Annotated in this window: 3 protein-coding genes and 1 pseudogene; all 4 read left to right on the top strand. The window is 72.2% G+C overall.

The genetic code is table 11. The features are described from left to right. A partial coding sequence (locus tag RWR81_RS13455; protein ID WP_314458212.1) for a 3-phosphoshikimate 1-carboxyvinyltransferase occupies positions 1-1195 on the top strand: 1195 nt, incomplete at its 5' end. Continuing rightward, on the top strand, positions 1195-2298 hold the full coding sequence (locus tag RWR81_RS13450) for a ribosome small subunit-dependent GTPase A (RefSeq protein ID WP_314458211.1): 1104 nt from the start codon (positions 1195-1197) through the stop codon (positions 2296-2298). The genes RWR81_RS13455 and RWR81_RS13450, both read left to right, overlap by 1 nt. Next, positions 2295-2480, top strand: a complete 186-nt coding sequence (locus RWR81_RS13445; RefSeq protein ID WP_314458210.1) for a hypothetical protein — start codon at positions 2295-2297, stop codon at positions 2478-2480. The genes RWR81_RS13450 and RWR81_RS13445 overlap by 4 nt, the downstream gene beginning before the upstream one ends. Positions 2481-2611: 131 nt before the next feature. Beyond that, positions 2612-2783 (top strand): annotated as a pseudogene (locus RWR81_RS13440) (transcriptional regulator); the annotation flags it as partial.

The following is a 2783-nucleotide window of genomic DNA, read 5'->3' as shown; positions in this document are numbered from 1 at the left end:
CCTCAACCCCTCCGGCACGCAGCTGCGCGTCACACCGGCTCCCCTGCCGCTGCACGTGCAGGCAGCTCCCGACGGCGTCGGCCGTATCGACGTCGGCCTGGCCGGGACCGTCATGCGCTTCGTGCCCGCGCTGGCCGCGCTGGCCGACGCCCCGGTCGTCTTCGACGGGGACGAGGCCGCCCGGCGCCGCCCCATGGCACCGCTGCTCGACGCGCTGACCGCCCTGGGCGCGGAGGTGACCCACCTCGGTGAGCCCGGCTTCCTGCCTGTGCGCATCGGCCCCGGCGACGGCGCACTCCTGAAAGCCCAGAACGCCCGCATGGCGGTCGATGGCTCGGCCTCCTCCCAGTTCGTCTCCGCGCTCCTGCTCCTGGGCGCCCTCCTGCCCGGCGGCCTGGAGCTCACCCCCACCGGGCCGGTGCCCTCGCTGACGCATGTGGCCATGACGGTGGCGACGCTGTGTGAGCGGGGCATCGCCGTCGATGAGCCCGCCCCCGGGGCCGGCGACGGCGAGCGCACCTGGCGGGTCCATCCCGGCCGCCCGCGCGGCGGGCAGGTGGCCATCGAGCCGGACCTGTCCAACGCCGGCCCCTTCCTGGCGGCGGCTCTTGTGGCCGGCGGCCGGGTGAGCGTCCCCCACTGGCCGGCGGCCACGACCCAGGCCGGTGACGCCTGGCGAGAGCTCCTTCCCCGCCTGGGCGGCGAGGTGACGCTCTCAGGTGACCTGCTCACCGCCCGCGGCACCGGGCATCTGACCGGGATCACCGCGGACCTGTCCGACGTCGGCGAGCTCGTCCCCACGGTGGCGGCCCTAGCAGCCCTCGCCGGGGCGCAGGGCCACGCCAGCACCCTCACCGGCATCGCGCACCTGCGCGGGCACGAGACCGACCGCCTGGCGGCCCTGGCCACCGAGATCCGTCTCCTGGGCGGGGACGCCGAGGAGACCACTGACGGGCTCATCATCCGCCCTGCCCCGCTGCACGGCACCGCCCTGCACTCCTACGCCGACCACCGGATGGCCACCTTCGCCGCCATCATCGGCCTGGGCGTGGACGGGGTTCACCTCGACGACATCGAGTGCACCTTCAAGACGCTGCCCGGCTTCGCGGACCTGTGGGCCGCCATGCTCACCACCGCGGGCAGGAGGCTCAACGCCGCGCCTGGCAGTCCGGGAGTCCCGGGAGCTGGTGACTGATGGCCAGACGCGACATCGGCACCGACGACCCCCGGGTGCGGGTCCGCCCCGGCCGGGGCTCCCGTCCCCGCACCAAGCAGCGCCCCAGCCACTCCGACGCGGTCCTGGGCATGGTCACCCGCATCGACCGCGGTCACTACCGCATCCGCCTCGACGACAAGGGCCTCACCGAGGACTCCAGAGGCGACATCACCGCCATGAAGGCCCGCGAGCTGGGGCGGGGCAAGGTCGTCGTCGGGGACCGGGTCGCCGTCGTCGGGGACACGAGCGGACGCACCGGGACCCTTGCCCGCATGGTACGCATCGAGGAGCGCGCCACCCTGCTGCGCCGCAGCGCTGAGGACGGCGACGCCGCCGGCAACGAGCGGGCGATCGTCGCCAACGCGCGCCAGCTCGTCATCGTCACCGCCGTGGCCGACCCCGAGCCGCGCCCGCGGATGATCGACCGCTACCTCGTGGCCGCCTACGACGCCGGCATGGAGCCGCTTATCGTGCTCACCAAGACCGACCTGGCCGACGCCACCCCGCTCACGGATCTCTACGGCCCCCTGGGCGTGCGCTGCCTGGCCACGCGCCTGCACCCCGGCGCCTCAGAGGACGAGACCGACCCCAACGAGACCGGGGGGACAAAGGAGCAGGCCAACGACGGCGTCGAAGCTGTCCGCCGGGCGCTTACCGGCACCGTCTCGGTGCTCGTCGGTCACTCCGGGGTCGGCAAGTCCACACTCATCAACGCGATCGTGCCCGGCGCCGATCGCGCCACCGGGCACGTCAACGAGGTCACCGGCCGTGGCCGCCACACCTCCACCAGTCTTCAGGCCCTCGTCCTGCCCGGCGGCGGCTGGGTCATCGACACCCCAGGCGTGCGCTCCTTCGGGGTGTCCCACGTCAGCAGCGCCGACGTCCTGCGCGGCTTCCCGGATCTGGCAGTCCTGGCCGAGGGCTGTCCGCGCGGGTGCACCCATGAGAACGGCGTCGTCGACTGCACCCTGGACGAGTGGGCAAGCGAGCCGGATTCCCCCGAAGAGCGGGGAGCCCGAGTGGATTCCTTCCGCCGACTGCTGGCCCCGTCGTTGGAGGCCGAGGATCCCACCGCCCCTTGAGCAACCGCCCCGGGACCCGCCTACGCTCCCCCGACGCCACGGCCACCCATCTGGAGGCGCCGACACGTCGGAAGGCGGCCTTCCAGGGGCGTCACGGTTTCGTTGACGACGGCGTCCTCGGCTCAGAGGACCACCTGCCCGAGCACTGGGCCATAGCCCCTCCGAAACGGCGCCGGCACTGAGGTTCTCACCTCTCGATGTCCCCTCCCGTAGAACAACATGTGTTGAAAGTCACATCACAGAGCCGTTGCAGGATTCAACTACAAGCCGATTTTGACGGTTCCCACAAGCGAAAGCGCGTTAGTCTCAGGACATGCACAATCGTCCGATCCCTTCACTCCCACGCCCAGCCCTGGGCGACCTGTCCGCACGCGCCAACCTCTCAGCAGCACGCCGGCGTGTCCTGGAGGTCGTGGAGGCCTCCAACGATGCGATGACGGCCGTTCAGGTCGCCGGCGCACTCAACCTGCACCACAACACCGTCC

Origin of the sequence: uncultured Actinomyces sp. (genome assembly GCF_963526355.1) — a bacterium.
Classification (GTDB): Bacteria; Actinomycetota; Actinomycetes; order Actinomycetales; family Actinomycetaceae; genus Actinomyces.
The sequence above is the reverse complement of the archived record's forward strand: the minus strand, read 5'-3'. Positions and strand labels throughout refer to the sequence as shown.

Excerpts from the sequence above, each read along its gene's own strand:
- RWR81_RS13450 (WP_314458211.1), top strand. The coding sequence starts at position 1,195 with ATGGCCAGACGCGACATCGGCACCGACGACCCCCGGGTGCGGGTCCGC.